The following is a 23,252-nucleotide window of genomic DNA, read 5'->3' as shown; positions in this document are numbered from 1 at the left end:
GTCGCCCTCACCTTGATCACGCGGCTTTGCGGGCAATAAGAGGACGCTTCGGGATGGCCGGGCAGAGACGATGCGATATTTGTGCCGTATTCAGTCCTGGCGATCATCCAGAGGTGGCGTCTGACGGATTCGAGATTGATATTCTCCTGGAAAGCGATGCGAGCCGGGCAATTTTCTCTGAAGACTTCGTTTATTGGTACTCGGCCTCCTTTTAGTTCTATCGATTTGGTAGATTATGCAAGTCTCCAAGGGTGGACGTTGCGATTGTGGCGTTCCGTGCACCGCCGGGTTCAGGAGGAAACTCCACCCAAAGGCCTTCGCGACGCGCCCGAGCCTGATTTGCATGAAGGAGGATAATGCGATGACTTTTCACAACTCCGACCCCGTCAAGTTTGCTTATTGGGTGCCGAATGTCTCGGGCGGGCTGGTGACGTCCGATATCGAACAGCGAACGTCCTGGACGATCGATTATAACAGGAAGCTGGCGCAGATCGCAGAAGCGGCGGGTTTTGAATATGGGCTCAGCCAGATCCGCTTCACGGCTGGATACGGCGCGGAATTCCAGCATGAATCTGTGGCATTCAGCCATGCCCTGCTCGCAGCAACGACGACGTTGAAGGTCATTGCAGCACTGCTGCCGGGGCCTTGGAACCCGGCGCTTGCGGCCAAGCAGATCGCTACGATCAACCACCTGACCAACGGTCGCGTCGCGGTCAATGTCGTCAGCGGCTGGTTTCGCGGAGAGTTTCATGCCATCGGCGAACACTGGCTCGACCACGACGAGCGTTATCGCCGTTCGGAAGAATTCATTCGCGCACTGCGCGGCATCTGGACCGAGGACAAGTTCACATTCAGCGGCGACTTCTATCGTTTCAACGACTATTCGCTGAAGCCGAAACCACTCGACCCGCAGCCGGAAATCTTTCAGGGCGGTTCGTCTCGGGCAGCGCGCGACATGGCCGCGCGTGTCTCCGACTGGTATTTCACCAACGGCAATACGCCGGAGGAAATCGGCAAGCAGGTCGACGATATCCAGAGGAAAGCGAAGGCCAATGGCCATTCCGTTCGCGTCGGCGTCAATGCGTTTGCCATCGTCCGCGAGACGGAGGAAGAGGCGAAGGTAGTGCTTGCCGAGATCATCGACAAAGCCAACATCGACGCCGTCAAGGCATTCGCCCATGAGGTCAAGAATGCCGGCAAGGCCTCCCCCGAGGGCGAAGGCAACTGGGCGAAATCGACGTTCGAGGACCTCGTTCAGTATAATGACGGCTTTCGCTCAAACCTGATCGGCACGCCACGGCAGGTGGCCGAGCGAATCGTCGACCTGAAGCGCGCCGGTGCCGATCTCATCCTGCTGGGTTTTCTGCATTTCCAGGAAGAGGTCGAGTATTTCGGCCGCCATGTGATCCCGCTTGTGCGCGAGATCGAAGCGGCAGCATCCACCACCGCCGTCGCCGCCGAATAGGCAGCGTCAACAAGCGAGATCGACCAGGAAACCGGTGCGGATCTTTAGCGATCCGCAGCGGCCACTGCGCCGACAAATGTCAACGAAGATGTCCGAGTATCCAGCCTTCGACCCGCGTTACGCTATCGCTGTCCGGTGAGCCTTCCAGGCGGCGGCCGGTGACGACTTCGAGCATTCCGAGCAGCCCGACAACCGCATCGAAGCGATCGTCTCCGGAACTGTCGTCTCCGAAGCCGTCACGCAGGCAGTCGACGATTGCCGTCGTGTCGATATCCTGACGCGCTTTCGCCCACTCCAGAATGCCGGGACCGACGCGCCGTCGATCCTCCCGACGCCTCTTGCTTCCCCAATTTTTCGCAATTCCAAGCAGGCTGTATACGTCGGCCGGGTAGGTCTCGCAGATCACCACAGACCTGGAGGAGGTAAGCTCTGCGAGCGTTCCATCGAATGGCCAGATGCCAACGTCGTCGAGCGCCGGCGCAATGATCTCCTGCCATCCCGATATCGCACCCTTGCCAACCTGATTGCCGCCCAGTGTCCAGAATAATGAGCAGCCGGCTGGCCTGTAGGGCGTCGCCCGTTCGCATTCTCGCAACAAATCATCGCTCTTGAGGATACCAAGTCCGTCGTAGAGATGGGCTCTCTCCGTTCCGCCTGGCCGCATCGGGTAGAACGGCCGTCGATGGGATATCTGGTGGCGCTGATCGGCGACGTCATACCAATCGGACCAATCACCCTTCCCGAACTGTGCGATCGCTTCGCGAAACGAGGCAATGCCGGCATCTGCGGCGTAGGCTTTGGGGAGCCCAATCGGGAAGTCGAACCCTACCAGCAGCGAGCCGGACTGGTGGGAACGTCCTGCCAGTCTCTGAAACAAGGTGGCGGTATCGCCGACAAGCTCCGGAGCGGCGACAATCCATTTGCCATCCGCCCGAATGGCGGCCGACATCCAGCGCTTTCCGCTGTGCTTGCTCCAGTCGCAATGCGCGCAGACCTCGAGTGCCATGCCATCGATCCTTTTTTTGACGCGCTCGCTGGCTATACAGGCGATAGTTTTAACGCGGAACTTTGATGTTGCGTTGCGCCTGCAAACACCGCTTTATCCGTACTGTATATATTCACACTTCCGTTTCTTTGGAACGCTTTGACGCCGTGCATGTTTTATACGCATCAACGGGAGAATGATGATGAGTGATAACCGCGAAACAGAAATCCAACGCCGCGCACACGCAATCTGGGAACGCAACGGACAGCCGGACGGCGCTCACTCGGAGCACTGGGCGGAAGCCGAGCGCGACTACGACGCTGAAGCCGGAACCGGCGGCAAGGCCGGTTCCGAGACCATCGAGGGTGACGATCTCGCGAGCCCGCGCGCGATGCGCGAGGCGGCCCGCGAGCATTCGGACACGTATATGGTCTCAACGGATCTGGAAGATGACGATCAGCGCACCAATGCAAACGGCACCCGCGAACAGCCCTAATTCTGCACAAGGTGATGAATAAAAGGCGGCCGTTATCAAATGTAAGAGCCCGATGCGCCCAGCGCATCGGGCTCTTCTTTTGGCGATTCCCAACCGTCGAGAATTCGCCTTTCGGGCATGTTAGGAAGCGAAAAGCAGGAGGATAAGATCGGATGATTCGGAACGAAGATAGACTTGAGCACTCGGAGCTTTCCGGTGAGTTTTCGGAAAGCGGCACCACGGTGCGCGTCGACATATTCCGTGCAGCTGGCACCACGCTCGACTGGAAGATGGAGGTGACCGATGCTGCGGATGGACGAACCATGTGGGAAGAGGGTTTCTCCACCGACCGCGATGCCTTCGATGAATTCCTGGCGACTATAGAGCGCGAGGGAATACGGACTTTCCTTGACGACCAGGACCCGCCGGTCCATTGACGGTCAGCCGAGGAGTGCCCATGAAAAACGTCGACGACCTCATCAGTTCCGCCAAGACCGTCCATGCTCGCTATGCCGCGTCCCGTATGGAGCGCGAAACCGTCCGAGAATGGGTGCTAGGGCTTAGCGAATACCGCGAGCCCTACGCGACAGTGCTGCGGGAGGCGATAGAATGGTTCAAGCCCCTCAATCCGACCGGGGATATGGAAACGCTGAAGGCCAACGACCTGGATCGGCTCAGGGCAATCTTCGAGGTCGTTGACAAGGGTGCGGCCAGGCGGCAGTAGATCGGTCTACGCGAATATCAGGAGCCTGTCGCCGGTGGTGAGGCTCAGTAGGCTGGCTCGATGCGGTTGCAGACTGAATTGCCGGCGATCTCGCGCGCAACGTTGACTGCGGCTTCGAGTGCCGTAAGGCTCGGTGCGGAGCCGTCGAGATAGATGACGCCTCGATCCTGGGTGACTTCAATACGGGCTCCGTCAAGGCCGGATGCGTAGGCCAAAGCTGAGGAAACTGCTGCACAAAGGCCAGCCATCTGGGCGCCGACAAAACCGCTCGTTGGAAGAATAGACATGAACATGGCGACACGCTCCTTTTTCTATCAGTTGTAACGTATGAACGCCAATTTTGTTCATCGTGCGTTCATATTCACAATTTTGATGTCAGAGCGTCATCGATTGTCATATCGGGCTGCAATGTCTACGTCCGCAAAACCCGTCAGGCGCTATCGCTGGGCGAATAGTCGACCATCAGCACAATCGTGAACCGGACAACGGGCTGGCGGCGGTCATTGGCGACTTCCACGGAGAGGCGACGGCCGTTGCCCTCTGGGATCCCATCGATCGCCATCTCTGCCAGCACGCTCTTAGCCTGGTCGATGGCCGCAGTCAGCGTCGGATATTCGAAGGGCGCGTCACCGGCGGAAAAGCCCTCGTTATCGCTTATGTTGAAATAGAACTTAGCCATCCGCAGCCTCCTGCGTGGAAAGACGCAAAACGCTAATATGTTCCCAGTTTGAGCAGCAACTCGGCAAGTTGAACCTGAGCTCGCAGGGCCCGGGGTTCGTTGACTTCGATTGGAGCGGGTTACTATACACGCACGTGCTCAACGTCTGCAGTTGCAGGGTGACCTCCATCGATCAAAGGTTTGTGTCTTATGCTCAGCAACAGCCTGGCTGCCTTTTTCGGGCGGGATGTCGTGGAGGTCGCGCGCGATCTCATCGGCTGGCAATTTTGCGCCAACGGCGTCGGCGGCTTGATAGTCGAAACGGAGGCTTATCGGCTGGACGACGAAGCCTCCCATAGCTTCCGCGGACCGGGATTGCGCAACGCCGTGATGTTCGGCCCGGCCGGGCATGCCTATGTCTACCGCTCCTATGGAATTCACTGGTGCATCAACTTCGTCTGCCTGCCCGGTAGCGCGGTGCTGATCCGTGCGCTGGAACCGAACACCGGTCTTGACAGGATGGCAGGGCGACGCGGCACGGATAATCTTGCGCAACTGTGCAGCGGTCCCGGCAAGCTCAGCCAGGCGCTGGGCATCGAACTTGCACACAACGGAGCGCCTCTTGACCAGCCGCCGTTCACACTCGCTGCGGGTTCCGAGACGCCCATCGTTTCTGGGCCGCGGATCGGCATCACGCGCAATGTCGCGGCTCCCTGGCGGTTCGGCGCGGCGGGATCGCGCTTTGTCAGCCGTAAATTTGGCTGATGCCGCATCGGCAGGCTCCGGCATTTGCTATTCCATGGCAATGCTGTGGTCGACCTTCGGCGGTGCAGCCGGCTTGCGCAGCAGGATGACCAGCGGCATGGCAAACAGCGACATCAGCATCAGCAGCTTGAAGTCGTCGATATAGGCGATGATCGTCGCCTGCAGGGTAACGATATTGTCCAAGCTGGCGCGGCCAATCGCGGTCAGCGGGCTTAGGCCCTGGGCGGCTGGTGCGTCGAACGCGTGGTTGAACGGCGTCACGTAGGCAGCAATCGATTCGTGGTTGCTCTGGGTATTGCGGATGATCAGCGCCGAGACGATGGAGATGCCGACGCTGGAGCCGATATTGCGCGATAGATTGTACAGCCCTGTCCCCTCGCCGCGCATGTGCGCCGGCAGGGTCGCGAATGCGACGGTGGTCAGCGGTACGAACAGGAAGCCCAAACCGGCGCCTTGGACAAAGCCGACAACGATGATCGTCGTTTGCGAGACATCGGGTGTCCAGCCGGTCATCTCGTACATCGCCCAGGCCGTGAGGCCGAGCCCCAGCAGCAAGAGCCAGCGCGTATCCACCTTGCCGATGAGGCGCCCGACAAGAAACATGCAGACCATGGTGCCGAGGCCACGCGGTCCCATGACGATGCCCGCCGTGACGACAGGATAGCCCATCAGGGTCTGCAAATAGGGCGTCATCAGCGCCAGCGATGCCAGATAAGTGACACCGACGATAAAGATGAAAAACATGCTGACGGAAAAATTCTGATCGAGAAAGAGACGCGGGTTGACGAAGGATTTCTCTGTGGTGAATGTGTGGACCACGAACAGGTAGAAGGCGCAGAAGCAGACCAGCGCTTCGACGATGATCTCGCCGGATGAAAACCAGTCCAGTTGCTCGCCCCTGTCGAGGAAGAGCTGCAACGAAGCTATGCCGAGGCTCAGCATGCTGAAGCCGAAAACGTCGAGCTTAGCCAGCGCGTCGACCTTCGTCTCTTTGACGAAGACGACGATGCCCATAAAGGCGACAAGGCCGATCGGCACGTTGATGTAGAACACCCAGCGCCAGCTGATATGGTCTGTCAGCCAGCCGCCGATGACGGGGCCGAGCACCGGACCAACCATCACCGAGACACCAAACAGCGCCATGGCCTTGCCGCGCTCCTCGACGGAGTAGATGTCCAGCAGGATACCCTGCGACAACGGCACGAGAGCCGCGCCGAAAAGACCTTGCAACAGGCGGAAGCCAACAATCTGCACCAGAGACTGGGCAAAGCCACAGAGCACAGAGGCGGCCACGAAGCCGGCGATTGCCGTCAGCAGCACACGCTTGCGGCCGAACTTGGCGGACAGGAAGCCCGATGGCGGCGTCATGATGGCGGCAGCGACGATGTAGGAGGTCAGCACCCAGTTGATCTGGTCGGAACTGGCTGCGACACTGCCCTGGATATACGGCAATGCCACATTGGCGATCGTCGTATCCAGCGCCTGCATGATGACCGCGAGAATGACACAGGCGGTGATTGCGCCGCGGTTGGCGATGACGGGCGCGGCGCCGTCGGATGGGTTACTCATGACCCTTGCCATCGGAACGGCCCAGCAGTTTTGCGACAAAATCCGGCAAGCCACGAGCGTGGCCCGTGTCGACGTCCACTTCCGTGCTCATGCCGACCCGAAGCGGCGGTTTGCCGGCGGCATCGTCGATGTTCACCCGCATCGGGATGCGCTGGACCACCTTAACCCAGTTGCCGGTGGTGTTTTGCGCCGGCAGCAACGAAAAGCTGGAGCCCGAGGCGGGGCTGATGCTGGCGACAGTGCCCGTCCAGACCGTGCCCGGATAGGAATCAACGGAGATGGAGACTTTCTGGCCCGGCTTGACGTAGGTCAGTTCTGTTTCCTTCGGGCTGGCGGCGATCCACATGTCGTTCGACGACACCAGGGAAAAGCCCTGCTGAGCAGCCGCGAGGTAGCCACCGACTTGGAGGCTGTCGACATTGGTGACGGTGCCATCGAAGGAAGCCCGAACCACGGTGTCGTCGAGTTGCCGCTGCGCGTCGTCGACGGCGGCTTTTGCCTGAAGATAGGTGGGGTTCTGCTCGAGTGGCTGATTAAGGTCACCGCCGATCTGAGCCAGTGTTGTGGCGGCCTGGGCTTTGGCGACCGCTACTTTCTGCTTGGCGGCGTCTAGGTCGTGCTTGGCCGAATCAAAGGCGGCCTTGGAGGCTGCGGAACTGTTGATCAGGCTCTGCTGGCGATCGAAAGAGGTCTGGTAAAACGGCAGGTCGGCCTCGGCCTGGGCAATCTCCGCCAGGGTCTGCTGGTAGCTGGCCTGCAGGTTCAGGATCTGGTTGCGGGCAACGCCGAGCTGGGCCTTGGCACCCTCCAGCGCAATCTGGAAGGAATCGGGCTTCAGCCTGAACAGCACCTGGCCCTTCTTCACCTGTTCATTTTCATGCACCTCTATGGCAGCGACGAAGCCGCTGACATCGGTGGAAACCCCGACCATGTCGGCGCCGATGTAGGCGTTGTCGGTGGACATCACCTGCCCGCCGGTGACGTAGAAATAGCCGCCGATGACGAGCACGATGGGGAGCGCCGCAAACAGGATCAGCCGCGTTGCACCACGGCGTCGGCGCGTCGCAACGGGCGCTGCTGCAGGCGGAGCGATAGCTGTCGGCGCCGCTGTCGGATTGCCGGAGGGTCCTTCGGCAATCTCGTCCGTCGTGACGACACGGATGGTCTTTTCGAATTTGGCGGATCTGGGGAGAGGCAGTCGTTCAGCCATGGGAAGTCTCTTGCTGGCACAGGGCCGAAGGGCCGCTGGCAACGTGGTTGGTGCGGGGATTGGTCAAGAAGTCGGGACGATGCGGAAATGCCTGCAACTGCCCCTCGACGCCGGTCTGTTATGGCCAGGCAGCCTGTCGGAGCAGGATTTCAGGACGACAGCCGGTTCGCACAGTTGGCGGCGGGCTGAAACGTATTCAGGTAAAGCGTGGAAAGAGAAGATTGTCATGGGCGCAAAGCCTGCTATTCGGTAGCATGCTTACTATACCCTGATACATAATAAGTCAAACGTTCTATATCGCTATAGCTGTATTCAAAAAAGCCATAAACGCAAGAAAGCCGGCGATTACCGCCGGCTTTCTGGTTAGCTTAGATTTGATTGTTTTAGCGGCGGCTGAGAAGGCCGACGACGTAGGCGACACCTGCGGTCACGGCGAGAGCGAAAAGCGGCTCTTCGCGGACCTTGTCGCGGACGCGAGAGGTCACCAGAGCGGCTTCTTCTGTCACAACCGTCTTGGCACCCTGGCTGATCGCCACAACGCTTTCGGACAGCTTGGCCAGATCTTCCTTGAGCGCGGTGATCTGCGCGGAAAGGTCTTGCGCTGCTGCTTCTGTTTCGACACGTGCTGCTGCGGATTGGATGGAAGCGGTTTTCAGTTCAGCCATTTTTCAGCTCCTTTGTTTGTGCCCGATAAACGCCGAGTATCGGCATTGGTTCCGCGCATTTTGCGATTTCGGCGGATGCTCTTCAATTCCCGTGCGGATTGCTCTAAGGAACAGCCAATGCTTCGCCTGATTTGCGAGGCCGTTCCGTATTGAGGTTAGCATTCCGATGTTTGAACTGCTGAGAAAATTGGCCCGCACCTGGGTCGCCAAGGGCCTGATGCTGTTGCTAGTGGCATCCTTCGGGATCTGGGGCGTGTCGCGGTCCTTGATCGGCGGCAGCACCGGATCGACCGTCATCAGTGTCGGCGACCAGCAGATCGGGGCTGCGGAATACCGCCTCGCCTATCGACGCCAGCTCTCGGCGCTGAGCCAGCAGTTCGGAACGCAGCTGTCGCCGGAGCAGGCCCGCGCCTTCGGGCTTGAACAGCAGACCAACTCCCAGCTCGTCGCTGGCGCCTCGCTGGACCAGCTGGCAGCCGACATGAACCTCGGACTGTCGCAGGACCGGCTCGCCAAACTGATCGGCGAAGACCCGGCATTCAAGTCGAACACAGGTCAATTCGACCGCGGCCTGTTCACAAGCCGCCTCGCCAATGCCGGCATCAGCCAGGACGACTATATCAATGAGCGCAGCAAGGTCGCGGTTCGCGGCCAGATCGTCGATTCCATATCCAACGGCTTCAAGGCACCGCAAACGCTGGTTGCCGGCCTTAAGGAGTTCCACGACGAGAGCCGCAGCATCGACTACCTGATCCTCACAAATGCGAACATCGATCCGGTCAAGGCCCCGGCTGACGACGTGCTGGCGAAGTGGTTCGAAGGCGTAAAGTCGCGGTACCGCGCGCCGGAGTATCGCAAACTCTCCTACGTGAAGCTGCAGGCAGCCGACATTGCTGATACCGCCGCCATCACGGACGATGCCGTGCGCGCCGAATTCGAAAAGCGCAAGGAAAGCTTCACGATCCCGGCGACCCGGACGATCGAACAGCTGAGCTTTGCCAACAAGGACCTGGCGGACGCGGCTTCCGTCGCCCTTAAAACCGGCACGACCTTCGACCAGCTGGTAACCGATCAGGGCAAGACCGCCAGCGACGTCATGCTCGGTACATTCAACAAGGCGAGCGTTCCGGATTCTGCCATCGCGGAACCGGCTTTCGCTGTCACCAAGGACGGCGGCACGACCGGCGTCATCGAGGGATCGTTCGGACCGGTTATCCTGCGCGTCACCAACATCAAGGTGGAAAGCGCCAAGTCGTTCGAGGACGTCAAGGAAGACCTCCGCAAGCAGATGGCGATTGCTGCAGCATCCTCGCAGATCGCCGACCTGCACGACAAGTTCGAAGATGCACGCGGCTCCGGCGCGACACTGGTCGAGGCAGCGCAGCAACTGAAACTGAAGCCCGTGACGGTCGATTCCGTCGACGCCACCGGCCTCGACAAGGCCGGCAACGAGGTCAAGGATATTCCCGAGCGCCAGAAGCTGCTCACGGAAGCCTTCAAGACCGATGTCGGCGTCCAGGCACTTCCCGTTCCCATCGGCAGCGACGGCTATGTCTGGTTCGACGTACTGGACGTGACCCCTGAGCACGATCGTCCGCTTGCCGAGGTGCATGACAAGGCCGCTGCCGACTGGACCGCGGAACAGCAGAAGGTCGCCCTCGCCGCCAAGGCCACCGCCCTGAAGGATGAGGCCAAGAAGGGCAAGTCGCTCGCCGATATTGCCGCGCCGCTTGGCATTGCCGTCGAAAACAAGACCAACGTGACGCGCAACATGGACGACAGCGTCCTTGGCAGCGCCGGTGTGTCGGCAGCATTCTCCGGACCTGTCGATACGGTTGCCAGCGCCGTCGGCGGCGACGACACGACGCAGATCCTGCTGAAGGTAACCGACGTCAACACGACGCCGCCAGCCACGGATGTCCTTGCCAACCAGGACCAGCAGATTTCCAGGATTGCAGACGCTGCCGGTGACGATATCCTCGACCAGATGGTTGCCGAGTTGCAGACGAAATACGGCGTGACCGTAAACCGCGAGGCCGCGGCTCAGGCCGTGCAGCGCTAAGCTAGGGAACCGACCTCGATGGCCGATCTGAAGCCACTGCTTGCCAAAGTCGCCGGCCATGAAAGTCTGACGCGCGACGAGGCGCGGCAGGCCTTCGAGATCCTGATGTCCGGCGAGGCGACGCCGTCGCAGATCGGCGGCTTCCTGATGGCGCTGCGGATGAAAGGCGAAACCGTCGACGAGATCGTCGGCGCCGTCACCACGATGCGCGCCAAGATGCTGCCTGTGGAAGCTCCGGCCGATGCCATCGACATCGTCGGCACCGGCGGCGACGGCATGGGCACCTACAATATTTCCACCCTTGCCGCCTTGATCGTCGCAGGCTGCGGCGTAACGGTTGCCAAGCATGGCAACCGCGCGCAAAGCTCGAAAGCCGGCACAGCCGACAGCCTTTCGGCGCTGGGTGTGAAGCTCGACATCTCGCCGGAGCATATAGGCCGTTGCATCCGCGACGCCGGTATCGGCTTCATGTTTGCCCAGATACACCATTCGGCGATGCGCCACGTAGGCCCGACCAGGGTGGAACTCGGCACCCGGACGATCTTCAATCTTCTCGGCCCCCTGTCGAACCCCGCTGGCGCTCGCCGGCAATTGCTCGGCGTCTACGCACCGCAATGGGTGGTGCCGTTGGCCGAAGTGCTGCGCGATCTCGGTGCAGAAAATGTGTGGGTGGTCCATGGCGACGGCCTTGACGAGATCACCACGACGGGGATGACGCAGGTTGCGGCACTCGAAGACGGCAAGATCAGGACGTTCGAACTCCGCCCCGGTGATTTTGGCGTGCAGCCTGCCGTCTTGGCCGACCTCAAGGGCGGCGACGGCGTTGCCAATGCGGCCGCCTTGCGTGCCGTGCTCTCCGGCGAAAAAAATGCCTATCGCGATATCTCGCTGATCAACGCCGCCGCGTCTCTGGTCGTGGCCGGCAAGGCCGGGACCGTCATCGACGGCATGCGGCTTGCCACAAAATCGCTCGACAGTGGCGCTACGGCTGCCGCTCTCGACAGGCTGATTGCCGTCTCGAACGACGGCGACTGAAGGAAGGGCGCTCGCCATGACCGACATTCTCAAAAAAATCGAAATCTACAAGCGCCAGGAAATCGAGACCGCAAAGGCATCGGTTTCGCTTGCCGACCTCAAGGCCATGCAGGCGGACCAGACGCCGCCGCGCGGCTTCCACCGGGCTCTCGTGGCAAAGCATGAGGCTGGCCTGTTCGGCCTCATCGCCGAAATCAAGAAGGCAAGCCCGTCCAAGGGTCTGATCCGTGCCGACTTCGATCCGCCGGCATTGGCTGCGGCCTACGACGCGGGCGGAGCTGCCTGCCTTTCCGTGCTGACCGATGCCCCCAGCTTCCAGGGCTCCCCGGCGTTCCTGACCGCCGCACGCGCCGCCTGCAGCCTGCCCGCCTTGCGCAAGGATTTCATGTTTGAGACCTACCAGGTGCAGGAAGCTCGCGCCTGGGGTGCCGACTGCATTCTTCTGATCATGGCATCGCTTTCGGATGAGGATGCGGAGCGCCTTCAGGACGAAGCCTTCGGACTCGGGATGGATGTGCTTGTGGAAGTGCATAACGAGCCGGAAATGGAGCGTGCGCTGAAACTGTCGTCGCCGCTCATCGGCATCAACAACCGCGACCTGCGCACTTTCGAGGTCAGCCTTGCCACCAGCGAAAGACTGGCACCGATGGTGCCCGCGGATCGGATAATCGTCGGCGAAAGCGGCATCTTCACCCACGCCGACTGCCTCAGGCTGCAGGCATGCCGGATCGATACCTTCCTGGTCGGCGAAAGCCTGATGCGCAAGGACGATGTGGCAGCGGCAACGCGAACCCTCCTGACAGGCGAACCCGCCGCGCTGGCGGCCGAATAGCATGGCGGCAGAGCACGGCAGCCTCACGCACATCGATGCGTCCGGCGAAGCCCACATGGTCGATGTCGGCGACAAGGCGGAGACCATGCGCAGTGCAACGGCTTCGGGCCATGTGAAGATGCAGCCTGAGACACTCCGGCTGATTCTCGAGGGTAACGCCAAGAAAGGCGACGTCATCGGCACGGCGCGCCTGGCAGGGATCATGGGCGCCAAGCAGACATCGAGCCTTATTCCTCTTTGTCATCCGCTCATGCTGACGAAGATCGGTGTGGAGATCACGCCCGACGACAGCCTTCCCGGACTGCGTGTGATGGCAACTGCCAAGCTTACGGGACGCACCGGCGTCGAAATGGAAGCATTGACCGCCGTCTCTGTTGCCTGCCTGACAATCTACGACATGGCCAAGGCGGCCGACCGGCTGATGGAAATCGGCGGCATCCGGCTCGAGGAAAAGTCCGGCGGCAAATCCGGCGACTTCCGGCTTGCAGGCCCATCCCCATGAGCTTGCTGCCTGTTGCCGAAGCGCAGGCGCGCTTGCTGGACAAGGTGCGGCCTGTCGCCGAGCACGAGACTGTGACCCTCAGTGATGCCTCCGGCCGTGTACTGGCGACAGACCTTCCCGCCCGCCTCACCCAGCCGCCTTTCAACGCCTCCGCGATGGACGGATACGCGATCCGGCAGGCCGATCTCTCTGCACCGAATACCAGTCTGAAAGTCATCGGCATCTCGGCCGCCGGCCACGCGTTCGAAGGCACAGTCGCCAGTGGCGAGGCGGTGCGCATCTTCACCGGCGCGCCACTGCCTGAGGGGGCCGACAGCGTACTTCTGCAGGAGGATGTCGAGGCGACCGACGGCAGCATCCGCTCGACCTATCCGGTACGCTCCGGCCAGCATGTGCGCCCACGCGGTCAGGACTTCGTCGATGGCGAGATCGTGCTGCCGCACGGCACCGTCATGGACTTCACCCGGCTGACTGTGGCAGCAGCCATGAACCATGCGACGCTGACCGTCTTCCGCAAACCGCTGGTGGCGATCCTTGCCACCGGCGATGAACTGCTGCCGCCCGGCGCAATCCCCGGTCCATCGCAGATCCTGGCCTCAAGCACGTTCGGCATCGCAGCTCTCGCTCGACAAGCCGGAGCCGATATCCTCGACCTCGGCATTGCGCCGGATGACAGCGCGGCAATCACGGCGGCTGTGGAACGTGCGCGCGACGCCGGTGCCGACGTTATCGTCACGCTTGGCGGTGCCTCCGTGGGAGACCATGACCTCGTGCAGGCAACGCTTGTGGCATCCGGCATGCAACTCGACTTCTGGCGCATCGCCATGCGGCCGGGCAAGCCGCTGATGGTCGGCAGCCTCGGAGCGGCACATGTGCTCGGCCTGCCCGGAAATCCGGTGTCGAGCCTTGTCTGCGGCATCCTGTTCCTGGAGCCGCTGATCCGCAAACTTGCCAGTCTGCCGCCGATCCAGCGCGCGGCAGCTTCGCTGACGGCGAAACCACTTGCGGCGAACAATCAGCGTCAGGACTATCTACGCGCAACGCTTTCCAAATCGAGCGATGGCAGCTGGCTTACGGAGCCTTTCGGCAAGCAGGATTCCTCGATGATGAAGATCTTCGCCCAGGCAGACTGCCTGATCGTACGGCCCCCAAATGCTCCGGCGATGCCGGCCGGCATGCCCTGCCCCATTCTCCTGCTGCGGCCGGACCTGCAGGGCTGACGCCCTCGCGAGCGAACTGCCAGAATCACATCGGGCGACTTTCGCCGCCCGATGGAAGTGCGTCTGTTGCCGGCCCGCTTACTTGACGGGTGGCTTTTCGTGGTGGCCGCCGAAGCCGGCGCGCATGGCTGACAGCACCTGGTTGGCAAAGCCGTCATTGCCGCGCGAAGAGAAGCGGCTGAACAAGGCCGCACTCAGGACCGGTGTCGGAACGCCTTCGTCGATAGCCGCGGAAATCGTCCAGCGGCCTTCGCCGGAGTCCGAAACGCGGCCGGCATACTGCGACAGGGCCGGATCTTCGTGCAGCGCATCTGCCGTCAGATCGAGCAGCCAAGAGGTGATGACGCTGCCACGACGCCAGACTTCGGCGATTTCCGGGATGTCGAGATTGTACTGGTAGAATTCCGGGTTCGACATCGGCGCTGTCTCGGCGTCGGCCTCGGCCTGCTGCATGCCGATATTGGCGTGGCGCAGGATGTTGAAGCCTTCTGCGTAGGCAGCCATCAGGCCATATTCGATGCCGTTGTGGACCATCTTGACGAAGTGACCGGCGCCATGCGGACCGCAATGCAGGAAGCCCTGCTCCGCCGTGCTCTTGGCAGCAGCGACTTCGCTGCGCTGGGCGGACGACTTCACGTCGCCCATGCCAGGCGCAAGCGTTGCAAAGATTGGCGACAGGTGCTGGACGGTCGGCGTTTCGCCGCCGATCATCAGGCAATAGCCGCGCTGCAGGCCGAACACGCCGCCGCTGGTGCCGACGTCGACATAGTGGATGCCCTTCTGCTTCAGCATCGCCGCACGACGGATGTCGTCATGATAGTAGGAGTTGCCGCCATCGATGATGATGTCGCCCTCTTCGAGCAACGGCACCAGCTTGGTCAGTTCGTTGTCGACGATGGCTGCCGGCAGCATCATCCAGATGGCGCGTGGCTTATCCAGCTTGGCGACAAAGTCCTCAAGGCTGGAGCTGCCGGTGGCGCCCATGCCCTTGAGGTCCTCGACGCTCTGGGCGCGCGCGTCGAAGACGACGGCCGTGTGGCCGCTCTTCATAAGCCGCTGCACCATGTTGCTGCCCATGCGGCCGAGGCCAATCATACCAATCTGCATAGTCACGTCTCCTTGGGACGGTTTTGGAGCGGTCGCTCCGGTCAAGTGTATAGGGTGATTTTGCGACAGGCCTTAGTGCTCGCAAATTACGGCGTCGAGGGTTAGCAGGCAAGCGTAGCTGCGAAACATCAAGAATACGTGAGCAACCCTAATCGTTTGAATTACATCTTCCTACTGCCATTGGGGCGCGGGCTCAAGCCTCCAATGTGGGGCCGATGTAACGAGCGCGTGGTCGGATAAGCCGCCCACCGACAGCCTGCTCCATCGCATGTGCCAGCCACCCGACCGTCCGCGCCAGCGCAAATATGGTCATCGGGGCATCGCGTGGCAGGTCGTAGGCGACGGCAAGCGCCGTGAGGGCGAAATCGGCATTGACGCGCTCGCCGACGATTTTCTCGGCCGCCTCCTGCAGGTCGGCGAAGGCAGTAGGGAGCTCGAAATGTCGGAGCAGCGTGGTGGCCCTGATATCGCCGTGCGGATAAAGGCGATGCCCGAAGGCCGGCAGCTTGCGCCCCTGAGCCAGATAGCGGCTGACCGCCTCGTGGGCACCGAGCTCTTCGGCGTTGCCGACGAGTACCTTCACAGCCTGCCAGGCGCCGCCATGCAGCGGCCCAGTCAGCGTCGCCAGGCCAGACAAGACCGCCGCAGACAGGGAGGAGCCTGTCGAGGCTGTGACGCGGGCGGCAAAGGTCGAGGCATTCAGTTCGTGATCGGCAAACAGCACCAGCGCGCGGCGAAGGATCGACGCTGCGGCAGGGCGGCCCCAGCTTTCCGCCAGACGTCTATGCAGGGGCTGGTCGGCGGACCAGGGAGCGAGCACATTTGCGACCGTGGCAAGCACGCTCTGCGCGTCGGCCTGCAGCGCGGACTGGGATCTCTCCATGGACGGTAGATCCCGCGTCGCCCGACCTGCCAGTGCAACCAAAGCCGATGCGATTGTCGCGCCGTCTTTCGAGACGCCATTCTGTGCCAGGGAAGACAGCGGACGGCGCATATCCCAGAGCAAGGCTGCTACTTCCTCAAGCGTCGCATTCTCCGACAGCGCTGCAACATCCCTGCCCCTGTAAAACAGCCGGCCATCGGAAACGGTCGAGACCGCCGAGGGCAGCATGGGATCGCCCCATTGGATTGCTTCGGCAGCGACAGTTTCGCTCTTGCGGCGACCGGCCTGGCGGTTGGCGAGCTGGAGCACGTCATCGCGAAAATAAAGGCTGCGGCGGCCCTCGGCCGGATCGGGCTTGGCACGGATGCGACCCCGGCTGACATTGGCGTACAAGGTCTGCTGTTTCGTTCCGAGCAGTTGCAACGCCTGCTCTGCAGTCAGCCACGACATGGCATCCTCATATTGATCGAAAGCATCAAGATTGACGTCAATACAAATGGCGCCGATCATCTCGCATAGTCAAAGGAGAAGACGATGAAAAGTGGATTGGACGATGTCATTGCCGCAGAAACCCGGTTGTCGGATGTCGACGGGCTCGCCGGTCGACTGGTGATACGTGGCGTGTCGCTGGACGACCTCGTGGCAACGAGCCGCTACGAGGACGTTGCCCAGCTGTTGCTTTCGGGGCTTTTTCCGGAAACGACCGATGTCGATGGACGAAGGTCACTTATCGGTGACGCGCGGGTGTCAATGTTCAATATCGTAACCGAGAGCGAACCGGGCCTGTTCAGGTTGCCGCCGGTCGAGGCTATCCGGGCGCTGCTTGCCCGCGTACCGGATGGCGCGGACCATGCCACGGCGGTGAGGCTGATGGCAGCACCCGCTGTATTCCTGCCGGCAGTGCTGCGACTTCGGGACGGCAAGCCGCCGATACGCCCGGATCCCAGCCTTTCGCAGGCCGAGGATATTCTGAGAATGCTCACCGGCATCACGCCCAGCGCAGAACAGACGGCGGGACTCGATGCCTATCTGGTCACAATCGCCGACCACGGATTGAACGCCTCGACCTTTGCAGCCCGTGTGATCGCCTCGACCCAGGCCGGGCTCACTTCCTCCGTGCTCGGTGCGCTCGGAGCCTTGACGGGACCGCTGCATGGCGGCGCGCCGGGGCCGGTGCTCGACATGCTGGACGCCATCGGCGAGCCTGCCAACGCCCGTGCGTGGATCGCTGCCGAACTCGACAAGGGCGAGCGGCTGATGGGGTTCGGCCATCGCATCTACCGGGTGGGCGATCCGCGCGCCGATGCGCTGAAGGCGGCGCTTAAGCCGATCGTTGCGGCCGGACAGGTGGATGGACGGCGGATGGAGCTGGCGGAGGCGGTGGAGCAGACCGCACTGGCGTTATTGCGCGAACGCAAGCCGGACCGGCCTATCGAGACCAACGTCGAATTCTACACGGCAATGCTGCTCGATTCGCTCGGTTTCCCGAGGGAGGCATTCACCGGCGTATTCGCCATCGGCCGCATGGTCGGCTGGATTGCCCATGCCCGCGAGCAGGTGCTTGACGGCCGGCTCATCCGCCCGCAGTCGCGCTATACAGGACCATTGCCGAAGGCCGCCTGACGGTCGGTCAGTCATATCCGGGTCTGCCATATTGGTGGATCCGGAGCCGCCCCGGAAGGCACTCACGAATGAGGCGGATTCGTCAGTTCGTGGTGGATTGCCCAGTGGCAAGGTTCAGTGTCACGTCGTCGTAACCACGCGCCTTGTAGACCAAGGTGGAAATCAACCAACTGGCGGCGAAGATACCGACGACGGCATAGCCGAAATTGGCGAGATTATCGTTGAGGTCGGCAATGGTGCGCCAGATGCCACCCTCGAGCCCGAGCTTATCGACAATAAGGCCAAGTGCTTCCATGCCACCGATGAAGATCGCCACGGCGACCGAGGCGGCGGTGATTGTCAGATTGTACCAGAGCTTGCGGATCGGATTGATGAAGGCCCAGCCGTAGGCGCGTGTCATCAGGACGCTGTCGGTGGTGTCGAGCAGCGACATGCCAGCCGTGAAAAGCGCGGGGAAAACGAGGATCGTCCAGAACGACATGCCCTGCGCGGCTTGCGTCGCCGATATCCCGAGCAAGCCGATTTCCGTAGCCGTGTCGAAGCCGAGGCCGAAGAGGAAGCCGATGGGATACATGTGCCATGAGCGCGTGACGATCTTGAACATCGGCCGGAAGATGCGCGCGAGGAAGCCGCTGTTCGACAACAGCGCATCCAAGTCTTCCTCGACGATCGTTTCGCCGCGCCTTGCACGACGGAAAGCTGCCCAGATGCCGCGCAGCACGAAGAAATTGGCAACGCCGATAACGACCAGGAACAGCGCTGAAACGGATGTGCCGATAATGCCGCCGACATCGCGGAAAGCGCCGAGCGGCATCATCGAAGCAGTTGCCGCGATGGCGATCGATGCCAGCACGACGATGCTGGAATGACCGAGCGAAAAGAAGAAGCCGACGGAAACCGGTGACTTGTTGTCCTGCACCAGCTTGCGCACGACATTGTCGATGGCCGCAATATGATCGGCATCGAAGGCATGCCGCAAGCCAAGCATGTAGGCAAGGAACGCCGTGCCGAGCAAGGCTGGGCGGTCCGAAAAGGCCGACCATGCCCAAACCCACGCACCGATATTGAAGCCGATCAGCAGGATGTAGGTCATGGTGATCTTCGTCCGGGCACGGTCTTTCCGGTCGTCAAACGGATTGGGCATCAAACTTCACTTTCCTCTGGCACTGCACCGCAAACTGCCATGGAAAGAAAAGCGAGACGAGAGGCAAATGACGTAAGCCCCGCGAAAAATCTGATGCGGCTCAAAAAGAAACCCGGCTTTCGCCGGGCTTCGAATGTTGTCCGTAATGTCCTTGTCGCCTCAGACCAGGCGGCTCTGTTCGAGTGCTGCCTCGATGAAGCTTGCGAACAGCGGATGCGGGTCGAGAGGACGGGACTTCAGCTCAGGATGATACTGGACACCGATGAACCATGGATGATCGGGGTACTCGATTGTCTCCGGCAGCACGCCGTCCGGTGACATGCCCGAAAATACCAGGCCGCAGCTTTCCAGCCGGTCCTTGTAATCGACATTGACCTCGTAGCGATGGCGATGGCGTTCGGAAATATCCGAAGATCCATAGATCTCCGCGATCTTCGTGCCTTTCTTGAGCGCCGCCTTGTAGGCGCCGAGGCGCATTGTGCCACCGAGGTCACCTGAGGCCGCGCGCTTCTCCAGCTGGTTTCCCTTGATCCATTCGGTCATCAGGCCCACGACCGGTTCGCTGGTCGCGCCAAACTCCGTCGACGAGGCGTGCTCGATGCCGGCCAGGTTGCGGGCCGCCTCGATGACCGCCATCTGCATGCCGAAGCAGATACCGAAATAGGGAACTGCACGCTCGCGGGCGAATCGGGCCGCGTGGATCTTGCCTTCCGATCCGCGCTCGCCGAAGCCGCCGGGCACGAGAATGCCGTGCACCTTTTCGAGATAGGGAGCCGGGTCTTCCTTTTCGAAGACTTCCGATTCGATCCACTCGAGCTTGACCTTGACGTGGTTGGCGATGCCGCCGTGATGCAACGCTTCGATCAGCGACTTGTAGGCATCCTTGAGGCCGGTGTACTTGCCGACGATGGCAATGGTCACCTCGCCTTCGGGCGTATGGATGCGATTGCAGACTTCTTCCCACGCTTCGAGACGCGGCTTCGGTGCCGGTTCGATACCGAAGGCGGCCAGCACTTCGTTGTCGAGACCTTCCTTGTGGTAGGCCGTCGGCACATCATAGATATTGGCAACGTCCAGCGCCTGGATAACAGCGGACTGGCGGACGTTGCAAAACAGCGAAAGCTTCTTGCGCTCGGCTTCCGGAATCTCGCGATCGGCGCGTACGAGCAGGATGTCGGGGTGAATACCCAGCGCCTGCAGTTCCTTGACGGAATGCTGGGTCGGCTTGGTCTTCAGCTCGCCGGCAGCCGGAATGTACGGCATCAGCGTCAGGTGGACGTAGACGGCCGTGCCGCGCGGCAGGTCGTTGCCGAGCTGGCGGATGGCCTCCATGAACGGCATCGCCTCGATATCGCCGACAGTACCGCCGATTTCGCAGATGACGAAGTCGTAGTCGTCGTTGCCTTCGGTAACGAAATCCTTGATCTCGTTGGTAACGTGCGGAATGACCTGGACGGTGGCGCCGAGGTAGTCGCCGCGCCGTTCCTTGTCGATGATGTTCTTGTATATGCGACCGGTTGTGATGTTGTCGGTCTTGGTGGCGGAGCGGCCTGTAAAGCGCTCGTAGTGCCCGAGGTCGAGGTCGGTCTCTGCGCCGTCATCCGTCACGAAGACTTCGCCGTGTTGTGTCGGGCTCATCGTGCCCGGATCGACGTTGAGATAGGGGTCGAGCTTGCGCAGGCGGCATCTATAACCGCGGGCCTGCAGGAGTGCTCCGAGAGCAGCGGCCGCAATTCCCTTGCCTAGAGAGGAAACCACGCCGCCGGTGATGAATACATATCGCGCCATGGGAGCCACCGGTTACCTTTTAACAAATGATTCCGCCAGCCCCAAAATTCTTTTCCAGAACTTTTGAAGACGAGGCGGAGGATGGACAAAATAAAACCGGCAGGTTTTGATACCTGCCGGAGGATTGTTTCAGGGTCTGTTATTGACCCGTGGGTACGCCGGTCGGCGCCGGTGCTGGCGTTGCCGGGGCAGCCTGGCCGGAAGGCGAAGCGGGTGCCGTTCCTGCTGGCGCGGTTCCTGCCGGTGCAGTACCAGCAGGCGCGGTGCCTGTCGCGGGCTTTGCGCCGCCGAGCGAGTCGAGAATGCCGCCGCTCTTCGTCTGTCCAGCCGGCGTGATCCGGTCGAGAATGTCGGTCGGGCGACCTTCATAGCGCGACAGGACGCCGAGACCGAGCGACGTGATGAAGAACAGCGTCGCAAGGATCGCCGTTGTCCGGGTCAGCGCATTGGCAGCGCCACGGGCGGACATGAAGCCCGACCCGCCGCCGACGCCAAGGCCGCCGCCTTCGGAGCGTTGAATAAGAACCACTCCGACCAGCGCAAGCACGATCATGAGATGAATGACAATCAATACGGTCTGCATAGGTCCAGTCCCGCCCGCGTATACGGGCATAAGAAGAAAAGCTCGCGGCTCTTTACATGAGCCTCTCGCCTATTCCAAGCCTTTTCATCGTGGCCCGCCCCTGCAGCCCAAAAACGGCAGGAGGCGGCCAGCGTCAGGCCGTGTGTTTCAGATATGCGTTGTATATCGCGATGAAATCGACCGATTTCAAGCTCGCTCCGCCGACCAGCAAGCCATTGACGTTATCTATGCCGATGAGGACAGCTGCGTTGGCAGGGTTCGCGGAGCCGCCGTAGAGGAGCCGCATGCTCTTGCCAGTCCGTCCCAGCCGCGCCACGAGATCGGCGCGCATGAAAGCATGGGCGGCGGCAATCTCTTCTTCCTGCGGCACCAGACCGGTTCCGATGGCCCAGACCGGCTCATAGGCGATGACGGTATCGTCCGCCGTCGAGCCGCGCGGGACCGATGCTTCGATCTGCCGCTTCAGAACATCGATGGTATGGCCGGATTGACGCTCTTCGGCAGTCTCGCCGACGCAGATGATGGCGGTCAGTCCCGCCGCATGTGCGGCCTCCGCTTTGGCACGCACGAGTTCGCTGCTGTCGCCATGGTCCCGGCGCCGCTCGGAGTGACCGACGATCACATAGGTGCCGAAGCAATCCGCAATCATTTCAGCGGAAATATCCCCGGTGTGGGCGCCAATGCGGTGCTGGTGGCAATCCTGGGCGCCGATCGCCAGCGGGCTGTCGTCGCAGAGTGCGGTCGCCACATAGAGCAGCGTTGCCGGTGGGCAGAGCAGTGCCTCGACCTTCTCCGCCTGGGCCTGATCGATCGCATCGCCAATAGCCTTTATCTCCGTCAGGCTGTCCCGCGTGCCGTTCATTTTCCAGTTGCCCGCCAATAGCGGACGTATCTTCTGTGTCATGGCGCCTCTCCTCCCGTCGCTTTGCATGCGGACCTAGCAAAAGAATCGGCAAAATGAAAGTTGCGCGCCATTACGCCATCCCGATTGCCAGCCGTCGCTCCGACCGAAAGCAAAAACTGCGATCATGGCGAGGGTAAAAACAGCCAGTTGAGGGTCTTCCGCCAGTCCAGCATGCGCAATGGCGTTCCATGGGTGCCGTTCGTATAGAGCGTGAAGCGGGCCGGATACTTTGCCTTGATAAGCTTTTCGAACTGCGCCTGCTGGTCTGCAGCCGCATAGACATTGTCGGCGCTGCCATGGGCAAACCAGATCGGCAGCCGGGCCTTGTAGAACGGGCTCTTGGCGAAGGTCGGGTCAGTCACGGCTGACATCATCACCATCCCGGAAAGCCGCTTGACGCTCTCGACATCCCGCGTGATCCCCCAGCAGACGATGCTGCCCATCGAGGCGCAGGAGAGGATGACAGGCTTTCCGCCTGATTGTTCGGAGACTGCCCGGATCAGCGCGGCGACATCGGCCACACCTTCGGCATCGAACGTCCCGATGGTCGGCGCATAGTAGCTGCCGCCATTGTCGACCACGAGGTTTTTCAGCCGGTTGAAGTTGCCGCCGAACATATAGTCGTTCGAGCCCAGCCGCCGGTCGCCGGCTCGACCGTGGACGAAGATCACTGTGAAGGCCTGGCCGGTCGCAGGTCCCACCCTGGTGACATCGAGTTTGCGTGCACCGAGAGCAAGCGTCTCGTCCGTCTGCTTCCAGCGGACGCCGAGCCCGAGATAGGCCGGCTTGACGCGGCGCTCTGGAACGATGTCCCGGCCGTTGATGTCGCGCATCTCCTGGTAGTCGATGGTTTCGAACGCACCGTTATCATGGCTCTCGACAATGGTCTGGCTGGAAAACAGCTCGTCCTTGAACGGCTTCAATTGCACGGCAGACGCATTCGTGGACAGGAAGGCGATAAACGCGACGGTGGCAGCGATCTTGAAGAAATGAACTGTGGACATTGGCATGCCGATGGGACCCTTTGAAGAACTGTGGCTTGCCATTCGGCGA

Annotated in this window: 24 protein-coding genes; 11 read left to right on the top strand and 13 right to left on the bottom strand. The window is 61.2% G+C overall.

Going from position 1 to position 23,252, the window contains the following annotated elements; all coding sequences use genetic code 11:
- Positions 1–361: 361 nt before the first annotated feature.
- Positions 362–1,465, top strand: a complete 1,104-nt coding sequence (gene sfnG / locus J5289_RS10815) for a dimethylsulfone monooxygenase SfnG (RefSeq protein ID WP_209183739.1) — start codon at positions 362–364, stop codon at positions 1,463–1,465.
- 79 nt (positions 1,466–1,544) lie between these two features.
- Here sfnG and J5289_RS10810 read toward each other — a convergent pair whose 3' ends face one another.
- Complete coding sequence (locus J5289_RS10810; protein ID WP_209183738.1) at positions 1,545–2,471, bottom strand: DUF429 domain-containing protein; 927 nt, start codon at positions 2,469–2,471, stop codon at positions 1,545–1,547.
- Between the two features lie 175 nt (positions 2,472–2,646).
- Here J5289_RS10810 and J5289_RS10805 point away from each other — a divergent pair, with 175 nt between their 5' ends.
- The 3 genes from J5289_RS10805 to J5289_RS10795 all read left to right on the top strand — a co-directional run bounded on the left by J5289_RS10805 (position 2,647) and on the right by J5289_RS10795 (position 3,649).
- On the top strand, positions 2,647–2,946 hold the full coding sequence (locus tag J5289_RS10805) for a DUF2934 domain-containing protein (protein ID WP_257625344.1): 300 nt from the start codon (positions 2,647–2,649) through the stop codon (positions 2,944–2,946).
- Positions 2,947–3,098: 152 nt separating this feature from the next.
- Positions 3,099–3,362 (top strand): hypothetical protein, encoded by a 264-nt coding sequence (locus tag J5289_RS10800; protein ID WP_209183736.1) that lies wholly within the window; start codon positions 3,099–3,101, stop codon positions 3,360–3,362.
- Between the two features lie 20 nt (positions 3,363–3,382).
- Positions 3,383–3,649, top strand: coding sequence for a hypothetical protein (locus J5289_RS10795; protein ID WP_209183735.1), 267 nt, complete (start codon positions 3,383–3,385; stop codon positions 3,647–3,649).
- A 44-nt stretch (positions 3,650–3,693) separates the two neighbouring features.
- Here J5289_RS10795 and J5289_RS10790 read toward each other — a convergent pair whose 3' ends face one another.
- Together J5289_RS10790 and J5289_RS10785 are read right to left on the bottom strand one after the other, a co-directional pair.
- Positions 3,694–3,942 (bottom strand): BON domain-containing protein, encoded by a 249-nt coding sequence (locus J5289_RS10790; protein ID WP_142822678.1) that lies wholly within the window; start codon positions 3,940–3,942, stop codon positions 3,694–3,696.
- A 137-nt stretch (positions 3,943–4,079) separates the two neighbouring features.
- Positions 4,080–4,328 (bottom strand): hypothetical protein, encoded by a 249-nt coding sequence (locus J5289_RS10785; RefSeq protein WP_111215685.1) that lies wholly within the window; start codon positions 4,326–4,328, stop codon positions 4,080–4,082.
- A 189-nt stretch (positions 4,329–4,517) separates the two neighbouring features.
- Here J5289_RS10785 and J5289_RS10780 point away from each other — a divergent pair, with 189 nt between their 5' ends.
- Positions 4,518–5,072 carry a DNA-3-methyladenine glycosylase gene (locus J5289_RS10780; protein ID WP_209183734.1) on the top strand — a complete coding sequence of 185 codons (555 nt, stop codon included), beginning with the start codon at positions 4,518–4,520 and terminating at the stop codon, positions 5,070–5,072.
- Between the two features lie 27 nt (positions 5,073–5,099).
- On the opposite strand, the gene J5289_RS10775 is transcribed toward J5289_RS10780, so the two are convergent.
- From J5289_RS10775 to J5289_RS10765, 3 genes are all read right to left on the bottom strand, one after another.
- Positions 5,100–6,641 carry a DHA2 family efflux MFS transporter permease subunit gene (locus tag J5289_RS10775; protein WP_142822676.1) on the bottom strand — a complete coding sequence of 514 codons (1,542 nt, stop codon included), beginning with the start codon at positions 6,639–6,641 and terminating at the stop codon, positions 5,100–5,102.
- Positions 6,634–7,851, bottom strand: coding sequence for an HlyD family secretion protein (locus J5289_RS10770; RefSeq protein WP_209187463.1), 1,218 nt, complete (start codon positions 7,849–7,851; stop codon positions 6,634–6,636). The genes J5289_RS10775 and J5289_RS10770 overlap by 8 nt, the downstream gene beginning before the upstream one ends.
- Positions 7,852–8,234: 383 nt before the next feature.
- Positions 8,235–8,516, bottom strand: a complete 282-nt coding sequence (locus J5289_RS10765) for a hypothetical protein (protein WP_142822674.1) — start codon at positions 8,514–8,516, stop codon at positions 8,235–8,237.
- Positions 8,517–8,682: 166 nt separating this feature from the next.
- Between J5289_RS10765 and J5289_RS10760 the strand changes: the two genes are divergently transcribed.
- Genes J5289_RS10760 through glp form a run of 5 tightly spaced genes read left to right on the top strand, consistent with a single transcriptional unit; the run spans position 8,683 to position 14,167 of the window.
- Positions 8,683–10,578 (top strand): peptidylprolyl isomerase, encoded by a 1,896-nt coding sequence (locus J5289_RS10760; protein ID WP_209183732.1) that lies wholly within the window; start codon positions 8,683–8,685, stop codon positions 10,576–10,578.
- A gap of 18 nt (positions 10,579–10,596) precedes the next feature.
- Positions 10,597–11,613 (top strand): anthranilate phosphoribosyltransferase, encoded by a 1,017-nt coding sequence (gene trpD / locus J5289_RS10755; protein WP_209183731.1) that lies wholly within the window; start codon positions 10,597–10,599, stop codon positions 11,611–11,613.
- 16 nt (positions 11,614–11,629) lie between these two features.
- Positions 11,630–12,445: an indole-3-glycerol phosphate synthase TrpC gene (gene trpC, locus J5289_RS10750; protein WP_209183730.1), complete on the top strand. Its 816-nt coding sequence runs from the start codon at positions 11,630–11,632 to the stop codon at positions 12,443–12,445.
- 1 nt (position 12,446) lies between these two features.
- Positions 12,447–12,947, top strand: a complete 501-nt coding sequence (gene moaC, locus J5289_RS10745; RefSeq protein ID WP_209183729.1) for a cyclic pyranopterin monophosphate synthase MoaC — start codon at positions 12,447–12,449, stop codon at positions 12,945–12,947.
- Complete coding sequence (gene glp, locus J5289_RS10740) at positions 12,944–14,167, top strand: gephyrin-like molybdotransferase Glp (protein WP_209183728.1); 1,224 nt, start codon at positions 12,944–12,946, stop codon at positions 14,165–14,167. Before moaC ends, glp begins: the two co-directional genes overlap by 4 nt.
- A 78-nt stretch (positions 14,168–14,245) precedes the next feature.
- On the opposite strand, the gene gnd is transcribed toward glp, so the two are convergent.
- Together gnd and J5289_RS10730 are read right to left on the bottom strand one after the other, a co-directional pair.
- Positions 14,246–15,274, bottom strand: a complete 1,029-nt coding sequence (gene gnd, locus J5289_RS10735; RefSeq protein WP_142822668.1) for a phosphogluconate dehydrogenase (NAD(+)-dependent, decarboxylating) — start codon at positions 15,272–15,274, stop codon at positions 14,246–14,248.
- Positions 15,275–15,467: 193 nt separating this feature from the next.
- Positions 15,468–16,607 (bottom strand): citrate synthase family protein, encoded by a 1,140-nt coding sequence (locus J5289_RS10730; protein WP_209183727.1) that lies wholly within the window; start codon positions 16,605–16,607, stop codon positions 15,468–15,470.
- A gap of 84 nt (positions 16,608–16,691) precedes the next feature.
- Here J5289_RS10730 and J5289_RS10725 point away from each other — a divergent pair, with 84 nt between their 5' ends.
- Positions 16,692–17,780, top strand: a complete 1,089-nt coding sequence (locus J5289_RS10725) for a citrate synthase/methylcitrate synthase (protein WP_209183726.1) — start codon at positions 16,692–16,694, stop codon at positions 17,778–17,780.
- Between the two features lie 82 nt (positions 17,781–17,862).
- Here J5289_RS10725 and J5289_RS10720 read toward each other — a convergent pair whose 3' ends face one another.
- The 5 genes from J5289_RS10720 to J5289_RS10700 all read right to left on the bottom strand — a co-directional run bounded on the left by J5289_RS10720 (position 17,863) and on the right by J5289_RS10700 (position 23,209).
- On the bottom strand, positions 17,863–18,927 hold the full coding sequence (locus J5289_RS10720; protein ID WP_209183725.1) for a HoxN/HupN/NixA family nickel/cobalt transporter: 1,065 nt from the start codon (positions 18,925–18,927) through the stop codon (positions 17,863–17,865).
- Positions 18,928–19,083: 156 nt separating this feature from the next.
- On the bottom strand, positions 19,084–20,712 hold the full coding sequence (locus J5289_RS10715; RefSeq protein ID WP_142822664.1) for a CTP synthase: 1,629 nt from the start codon (positions 20,710–20,712) through the stop codon (positions 19,084–19,086).
- 139 nt (positions 20,713–20,851) lie between these two features.
- Positions 20,852–21,295, bottom strand: coding sequence for a preprotein translocase subunit SecG (gene secG, locus J5289_RS10710; protein WP_209183724.1), 444 nt, complete (start codon positions 21,293–21,295; stop codon positions 20,852–20,854).
- Between the two features lie 133 nt (positions 21,296–21,428).
- On the bottom strand, positions 21,429–22,199 hold the full coding sequence (gene tpiA / locus J5289_RS10705; protein ID WP_209183723.1) for a triose-phosphate isomerase: 771 nt from the start codon (positions 22,197–22,199) through the stop codon (positions 21,429–21,431).
- Between the two features lie 122 nt (positions 22,200–22,321).
- Complete coding sequence (locus J5289_RS10700; RefSeq protein ID WP_209183722.1) at positions 22,322–23,209, bottom strand: alpha/beta hydrolase; 888 nt, start codon at positions 23,207–23,209, stop codon at positions 22,322–22,324.
- Positions 23,210–23,252 lie beyond the last annotated feature (43 nt).

Source organism: Rhizobium sp. B230/85 (assembly GCF_019355735.1).
In the GTDB taxonomy this organism is placed as follows: domain Bacteria; phylum Pseudomonadota; class Alphaproteobacteria; order Rhizobiales; family Rhizobiaceae; genus Rhizobium; species Rhizobium rhododendri.
The sequence above is the reverse complement of the archived record's forward strand: the minus strand, read 5'-3'. Positions and strand labels throughout refer to the sequence as shown.

Coding starts and splice junctions, on each gene's coding strand:
- J5289_RS10730 (WP_209183727.1), bottom strand. CDS start 16,607: ATGTCGTGGCTGACTGCAGAGCAGGCGTTGCAACTGCTCGGAACGAAA.
- J5289_RS10770 (WP_209187463.1), bottom strand. CDS start 7,851: ATGGCTGAACGACTGCCTCTCCCCAGATCCGCCAAATTCGAAAAGACC.
- trpC (WP_209183730.1), top strand. CDS start 11,630: ATGACCGACATTCTCAAAAAAATCGAAATCTACAAGCGCCAGGAAATC.
- J5289_RS10785 (WP_111215685.1), bottom strand. CDS start 4,328: ATGGCTAAGTTCTATTTCAACATAAGCGATAACGAGGGCTTTTCCGCC.
- trpD (WP_209183731.1), top strand. CDS start 10,597: ATGGCCGATCTGAAGCCACTGCTTGCCAAAGTCGCCGGCCATGAAAGT.
- tpiA (WP_209183723.1), bottom strand. CDS start 22,199: ATGACACAGAAGATACGTCCGCTATTGGCGGGCAACTGGAAAATGAAC.
- J5289_RS10775 (WP_142822676.1), bottom strand. CDS start 6,641: ATGAGTAACCCATCCGACGGCGCCGCGCCCGTCATCGCCAACCGCGGC.
- J5289_RS10795 (WP_209183735.1), top strand. CDS start 3,383: ATGAAAAACGTCGACGACCTCATCAGTTCCGCCAAGACCGTCCATGCT.
- J5289_RS10700 (WP_209183722.1), bottom strand. CDS start 23,209: ATGCCAATGTCCACAGTTCATTTCTTCAAGATCGCTGCCACCGTCGCG.
- J5289_RS10800 (WP_209183736.1), top strand. CDS start 3,099: ATGATTCGGAACGAAGATAGACTTGAGCACTCGGAGCTTTCCGGTGAG.
- J5289_RS10805 (WP_257625344.1), top strand. CDS start 2,647: ATGATGATGAGTGATAACCGCGAAACAGAAATCCAACGCCGCGCACAC.
- J5289_RS10780 (WP_209183734.1), top strand. CDS start 4,518: ATGCTCAGCAACAGCCTGGCTGCCTTTTTCGGGCGGGATGTCGTGGAG.
- gnd (WP_142822668.1), bottom strand. CDS start 15,274: ATGCAGATTGGTATGATTGGCCTCGGCCGCATGGGCAGCAACATGGTG.
- sfnG (WP_209183739.1), top strand. CDS start 362: ATGACTTTTCACAACTCCGACCCCGTCAAGTTTGCTTATTGGGTGCCG.
- glp (WP_209183728.1), top strand. CDS start 12,944: ATGAGCTTGCTGCCTGTTGCCGAAGCGCAGGCGCGCTTGCTGGACAAG.
- J5289_RS10790 (WP_142822678.1), bottom strand. CDS start 3,942: ATGTTCATGTCTATTCTTCCAACGAGCGGTTTTGTCGGCGCCCAGATG.
- J5289_RS10760 (WP_209183732.1), top strand. CDS start 8,683: ATGTTTGAACTGCTGAGAAAATTGGCCCGCACCTGGGTCGCCAAGGGC.
- J5289_RS10715 (WP_142822664.1), bottom strand. CDS start 20,712: ATGGCGCGATATGTATTCATCACCGGCGGCGTGGTTTCCTCTCTAGGC.
- secG (WP_209183724.1), bottom strand. CDS start 21,295: ATGCAGACCGTATTGATTGTCATTCATCTCATGATCGTGCTTGCGCTG.
- J5289_RS10725 (WP_209183726.1), top strand. CDS start 16,692: ATGAAAAGTGGATTGGACGATGTCATTGCCGCAGAAACCCGGTTGTCG.
- J5289_RS10765 (WP_142822674.1), bottom strand. CDS start 8,516: ATGGCTGAACTGAAAACCGCTTCCATCCAATCCGCAGCAGCACGTGTC.
- moaC (WP_209183729.1), top strand. CDS start 12,447: ATGGCGGCAGAGCACGGCAGCCTCACGCACATCGATGCGTCCGGCGAA.
- J5289_RS10810 (WP_209183738.1), bottom strand. CDS start 2,471: ATGGCACTCGAGGTCTGCGCGCATTGCGACTGGAGCAAGCACAGCGGA.